At 64.7% G+C, this 2,822-nt stretch carries 2 protein-coding genes and 1 pseudogene; all 3 read right to left on the bottom strand.

Going from position 1 to position 2,822, the window contains the following annotated elements; genetic code table 11:
- Positions 1-91: 91 nt before the first annotated feature.
- Positions 92-1,014 (bottom strand): annotated as a pseudogene (locus tag ACIP64_RS41425) (IS110 family transposase); the annotation flags it as partial.
- Positions 1,015-1,129: 115 nt separating this feature from the next.
- Positions 1,130-1,504, bottom strand: coding sequence for a transposase family protein (locus ACIP64_RS41420; RefSeq protein ID WP_401598042.1), 375 nt, complete (start codon positions 1,502-1,504; stop codon positions 1,130-1,132).
- A gap of 243 nt (positions 1,505-1,747) precedes the next feature.
- Positions 1,748-2,707 carry a hypothetical protein gene (locus ACIP64_RS41415; RefSeq protein ID WP_401598039.1) on the bottom strand — a complete coding sequence of 320 codons (960 nt, stop codon included), beginning with the start codon at positions 2,705-2,707 and terminating at the stop codon, positions 1,748-1,750.
- Positions 2,708-2,822: the final 115 nt, after the last annotated feature.

Below are 2,822 nucleotides of genomic sequence, written 5' to 3'. Positions count from 1 at the left end.
ACCGGCTCGCATCAGACAGCACCACATCCCACCCCATGCCCACCTCAACGAGCCCGCTGCCCACCCGTCACGGCAAAGACCGTTGCAGTACTAGTCCGGCGACACCGGCGAGACGGCCGGGGCTGCCGAAGGCCTCCATGTCCCCGCCGGTGCAGGCGATGAACTCGGCGCCGAGCAGGGTGCCGATGCCGGGCATGCTGGTAATGACCTCAGCGTGCTGGTGCTTGCGGAACCGGGCCTCGATCGCTGCGTCGGTGCGAGCGATCTCTCCGTCCAGGGCCATCACCGCCCGCGCGAGGGTGTGCACCATGGCGGCCGCCGTCCTCTCGCCGGGAACCGCCGTGTGCTGAGCCTGTGCCGCCTCGACGGCGACCGCCGCCACTGCCGGCGCGCTGCGGACCTTGCGGTTCGACAGTCAACTCGCCAGCCGTGACTGGCCGATGCGGCGCAGCGCCGCTGGGGTCTGGTAACCCGTCAGCAGGACGAGTGCGGCCTTGGAGGTGCTGTAGTCGAAGGCACGTTCCAGAGCGGGGAAGTACTCCAGGATCTGGGCTCGGAGCCGGTTGATCGCTCTGGTGCGGTCGGCGGTGAGGTCGTAGCGGCGGGCGGTGAGGATCCGCAGGTCGATCGCGATCTCGTCCCACTCCTGCAAAGGCTGCAGGTCACGGCGCATTCGGGCCTGGTCTGCAATGACGTAGGCGTCCTTCGCGTCGGTCTTCCCGTCACCGCGGTAGGAACCGGAGGCGTGATGCACCGTCCTGCCCGGGATGTAGAGGAGTCGCTGCCCGTGTCCAGTAAGCAGCGCGATCAATAGCGCGGCCCCGCCGGCGTTCAAGTCGACCGCCCACGTCACCGGGTGGCCGTCGGCCAGGTCCAGCACGTCACTCATCAGTTCCAGCAGCTCGTGCTCGTCGTTCGGCACCTGCCGCGCCAGGACCTTCGCCCCGTCCCCATCGATCACCGTGCTTGGTGTTCAGCCTTTCCCGCATCCGTCCCCGCCCACAACTCGGGCACCGGCGTCTCCCTCCCTCACTTCGGCATGAGCCTTTTGAGCCACACCCGAAACCCCTGGGCCTCCCAATCCTACGAATGACCAGGATGAAGCCCACGAATAAGGTAGGGAGCCTTTTCAGCGTTGCTTCTCCAGGGTGAGGATGGCTTTGCCTGCTGACGACAGGCGGTTGGGACTGCACCGGGCGTGACGGAAGAGGCGCCAGCGCTTGAGGGTGGCCATGCCAGATTCGGCGGGATACCGAAGCCGGGCGTGCGCCCGGTTCAGCGATCTTTGCCGGGCGGTGAGCTCCTTGCGGGGTGGGCGTCGGGTCGGCGTGGCGAAGGTGCCGCCGGCGCCGAGGTAGGCCTGCGTGCACGTATGCGTGGGCGGTGCCGATGCTGATCCGGAAACCGGCCGCGATCCAGGATACGTAACCAACGAGGCTCCCCGGCCGAAGAGTTGAGGCGTCAGACATCGCTCAACCGCCAGGGAGCCTCGTCCGTTCCGCACGGGTCGCCGGCCAGTCGGCCGTCACCCGATCGGCTGCCCCGCTGAAAGGGCTCACTCACTCACAGGTTTGACAATTACTCCTGCGGACAACAGCAACGGCTCTAGCTTCGGGCCCCGACGAGGAACAGACGCACCAGCAGCAGGAGTCACACAACAACTACCGATCAACCACTGGCGCAGCACACTAACAGTAGTGCAGCTTATGATAGTCGGCTCTCTGGGTGGAGAACCTAAGCCGTCGCATTATTCGCGGTATGCCCTCTTCCACATAAGCGCATTTGCGGCGTCGGTGGCGACGAGAGCGAGAAGGTAGATCGTGCTGTGCTGACCGTTAGACACAAGGCTGGGGCCCTGACCTTGTATATGCACGTGCTGGCTCTCCTGCTCCCAGTAGCCGTTGTTCAGAGTGTATCCGTCCCAACTCAGGCGGTGATACCAGACCGTGCCGTCCTCAGCGTCACCAGCTACCAGCATGTGCCCGTTCTGCAAGGAGGCTATAGAAAGCTGCGAGTGAATAGCGCCACCGATATCCCGCCACGAGCTCCAATCTCCGCTCCCCACCACCTGGTGGGCAATGTAGACCCGGTTGTCCACCCCCCGATGTGCCGCATACAGGCGACTGCCGTTGACCGCTATGGCCGGGGCGGTGTAAGAGTTGCTGCCCCCACCTATAACATTATGAACCGACCACTGCGAGCCGTCCCAGTACGTGCCCATGATCCTACCTGTGTCGCCACCTCGGTAGACCATGTAGAAATGGTTACGCCCGGACCCGAGCGTCACGACGGACACGGAGTTCTCTACGCCGGTTTCCTGGTTGGGGACGACACGCCATTGCCCAAGAGTGTCATGGGTGGTAGCGCTGATCGTGGTCCAGTAAATGCGGCCGTCCGTTCCGGTATGAAACAACGCGAAGTCGTTTTCGCCATACTGTGTCACGACCACCGGGGCGATGGTCCGAGCACCCGCAAGCACCTCCCGGACGGGCCCATTGTTGAGGGACGTAAAGATTCTGCCGTCGCCTCCGACGAGCGCCGCTAGGTGGTCGTTACCGCTGGTGTAGGCCTCGGCGGGACTGTATCGAAGCCAGCCGATGGCCTGCCCATCCACCATCTCGTTGCTCCACTCGGCGTCTTCTCCCGGGAGGTCGGCGAAGGCCGGGGTGGTGGCCAGAACGAGAGTGCCAGCTGTGGCGGCAGCCACGATAGGCAGCCTCAGCCGCTTAAGAGCTCGTAACACGATCTTGCTCAGTCGCCGGCTTCGAAGTCGAGTCGCTGGGCGTCGTCAGGGAGCCAGGGGGCCGGGGGGCCGTTGCGCC

Origin of the sequence: Streptomyces sp. NPDC088733 (assembly GCF_044751185.1) — a bacterium.
Taxonomy (GTDB): domain Bacteria; phylum Actinomycetota; class Actinomycetes; order Streptomycetales; family Streptomycetaceae; genus Actinacidiphila.
Note: the sequence above shows the minus strand (reverse complement) of the source record. Positions and strands in the feature narration are given on the sequence as shown.